The sequence below is a fragment of the Bacillus sp. 05T31 genome (assembly GCF_056396725.1).
Genome location: NZ_JBFTMA010000582.1, coordinates 1 through 2,906, shown reverse-complemented (window position 1 = coordinate 2,906; position 2,906 = coordinate 1). Strand labels below are relative to the sequence as shown.

3 protein-coding genes are annotated in these 2,906 nt (G+C 33.1%); 2 read left to right on the top strand and 1 reads right to left on the bottom strand.

Going from position 1 to position 2,906, the window contains the following annotated elements; all coding sequences use genetic code 11:
* Positions 1 to 268, bottom strand: a 268-nt coding sequence (locus AC1DJR_RS24605) for a DinB family protein (RefSeq protein ID WP_477003723.1), incomplete at its 3' end; no start/stop codon positions are given.
* A gap of 536 nt (positions 269 to 804) precedes the next feature.
* Here AC1DJR_RS24605 and secY point away from each other — a divergent pair.
* Both secY and AC1DJR_RS24595 read left to right on the top strand, forming a co-directional pair.
* Positions 805 to 2,109, top strand: a complete 1,305-nt coding sequence (gene secY / locus AC1DJR_RS24600; RefSeq protein WP_002141891.1) for a preprotein translocase subunit SecY — start codon at positions 805 to 807, stop codon at positions 2,107 to 2,109.
* 81 nt (positions 2,110 to 2,190) lie between these two features.
* Positions 2,191 to 2,634 carry a carboxymuconolactone decarboxylase family protein gene (locus AC1DJR_RS24595; protein ID WP_429687143.1) on the top strand — a complete coding sequence of 148 codons (444 nt, stop codon included), beginning with the start codon at positions 2,191 to 2,193 and terminating at the stop codon, positions 2,632 to 2,634.
* Positions 2,635 to 2,906 lie beyond the last annotated feature (272 nt).

Genomic DNA, 2,906 nt, shown 5'->3' with positions numbered 1-2,906 from the left:
TTTCTGGGGCTATAAATTTTATCGATCTATCTAATAAAATAGTGTGAATTTCTTTACGCTCATTTAAGATACTATCCATCTTTTTTAATCCCGATGAAATAACTGTTATAACTCTCWCATCTAATAAAACTAAGTGATGACAAACTTGTGCTATACTCCATTTATCCTTATCTGGTTTCCTATTAAATTGAGCATCACTTAACAAAGTAATTTCCTCAAATAATTGATTTCTAGTTTCATAAAACTTGTCATTTACAAATGTATTCATGTGAATTCTCCTTTCGCTAGAACCTACATACTTAAATTCCTACGCTAGAAATATTCTCTATGGAAAAAAGATTTTCCTTCACTATTATTCCAATCCAATCTTTTCTTTCTTTCGTAGGTTCTCTAATTCATGCTGAAATGTATGAGTTCTCTCAACATCCTTGAAGATTTCCTTGAGGTTATTATGCGCTACAGCTACATCATAATACTTTCCACGGAATCCTTTCAATATAACTACATAAAACGTTCCTAATTATCAATCTAGCATTAAATATATGTAAAAAATCACCCTATTCATTCATTTTTAATGCTTATGTATGTACATTTGTTAATTTATTAGTTATATTATGGGTATTGAATGATTACGAAAAGTTAATAAATCGCTTGTATAACACCTTATATTTTTATATCCGTGAAAACTACAAAATGTATAAAATTCCATTTGTCAAATGAATTTAATGCGGAAGGAGGTTTGTGGTTACTTCATCGGGATATAATAATCAGTTTTGAACTGATAAAAATATAGGAGGCGACATAATGTTTCGTACGATTTCAAATTTCATGAGAGTAGCTGAGATAAGAAACAAAATTCTTTTTACACTAGCGATGCTAATTGTTTTTCGAATTGGCACGTTTATTCCAGTTCCTCATACTAACGCAGAGGTATTAAAAGTACAAGATCAAGCTAACGTTTTAGGCATGCTGAACGTATTTGGCGGAGGAGCACTGCAACACTTCTCAATCTTTGCTGTAGGTATAACACCATATATTACAGCTTCTATCATTGTACAATTACTACAAATGGACGTTGTACCTAAATTTACAGAATGGGCAAAGCAAGGAGAAATGGGCCGTAAGAAATCAGCTCAATTTACTCGATACTTTACAATCATTCTCGCATTCATACAATCCATTGGGATGTCTTATGGTTTTAATAATATAGCAGGTGGACAATTAATTACAGATCAAAGCTGGACTACATACTTATTTATTGCGACAGTTTTAACTGCTGGTACTGCATTTTTACTTTGGTTAGGTGAACAAATTACCGCTAATGGCGTTGGTAATGGAATCTCAATGATTATCTTCGCAGGACTTGTTGCGGCGATTCCAAATGTCGCTAATCAAATTTATTTGCAACAATTCCAAAACGCAGGCGATCAGTTATTTATGCACATAATAAAAATGGTTTTAATTGGACTCGTAATTTTAGCGATAGTTGTTGGTGTTATTTACATTCAACAAGCTGTTCGAAAAATACCGATTCAATATGCAAAAGCTGTTTCAGGAAACAATCAATATCAAGGRGCAAAAAATACTCATTTACCTCTTAAAGTAAATAGTGCAGGTGTAATTCCTGTTATCTTTGCTTCAGCCTTTTTAATGACGCCGCGTACAATTGCGCAGCTCTTCCCTGACTCGAGCGTATCTAAATGGCTAATTGCGAATCTTGATTTTGCACATCCGTTTGGAATGGCGCTTTATGTTGGTCTTATCGTTGCTTTCACATACTTCTATGCATTTATTCAAGTAAACCCTGAACAAATGGCTGAGAATTTGAAAAAGCAAAACGGATATGTCCCGGGTATTCGCCCAGGTAAATCTACAGAACAGTATGTAACAAAAATTTTATACCGTTTAACATTTATCGGTGCGATTTTCTTAGGAGCAATTTCAATATTACCACTTGTATTTACAAAAATCGCTACATTACCACCATCTGCTCAAATCGGTGGTACAAGTTTACTAATCATCGTAGGTGTTGCATTAGAAACGATGAAGACGTTAGAAAGTCAACTTGTGAAGCGTCATTATAAAGGTTTTATAAAAAAAGTGAATTAATTACAAAAACACACTAGAAGTCACAATAGCGACCTAGTGTGTTTTTATTATAAAAACTTATAATAACGGAGGTTTTGTCTTATGAGTCAAAGAATGTCTTATTATGATATTTCGCCTGATGGTATGAAAATTATGATGGATATGGAGAAATACACGAAGAAATCCTCAATTAATCGTGCTGTTAGAGAGCTTATAAAAATTAGAGTCTCTCAAATTAACGGCTGTGCTTATTGTATCGATATGCATACTTCTGACGCCCGAAAATTGGGTGAAGCCGAGCAAAGAATTTACTGCTTAAGCGCTTGGGATGATTGCGATTTTTATACTCCTGAAGAAAAAGTTGCTCTGGAACTATCGGAGCATATTACTCTCATTCCTACTAAAAGAGTTCCTGAAAATCTATATAACCGAGTACGTGAACACTTTGACGAAAAACAATATGTTGACCTTGTGTTAATCATTAATCAAATAAACAGTTGGAATCGAATTTCTATCGCGATGGGCAATACCGTAATAAAAAAATAACACTTATCCACCAAACAATATGCGACCGATTTAGTTAAGTGTAAAATAAAATACACCCTATATAAAAACACAGTTGGTTATTTCTCCAACTGTGTTTTTGATTTTACTATCTCTAATCTATATTCTAATGTGTTAATCACTTTCTCTAAATTAACTATTTTCCCTTCTAAAGTTTGAATACGTTTTTCGCTGTTTTCTACATCATTAAACTTTAACTACATCTCTTTTTTTAACAACCTTCCTTGCTTAAAATAAACTCCAAGTGTAGAACG

What these genes read in the sequence shown, in the direction of transcription:
- AC1DJR_RS24595 (WP_429687143.1), top strand. Translation starts at nt 2,191, where the DNA reads ATGAGTCAAAGAATGTCTTATTATGATATTTCGCCTGATGGTATGAAA.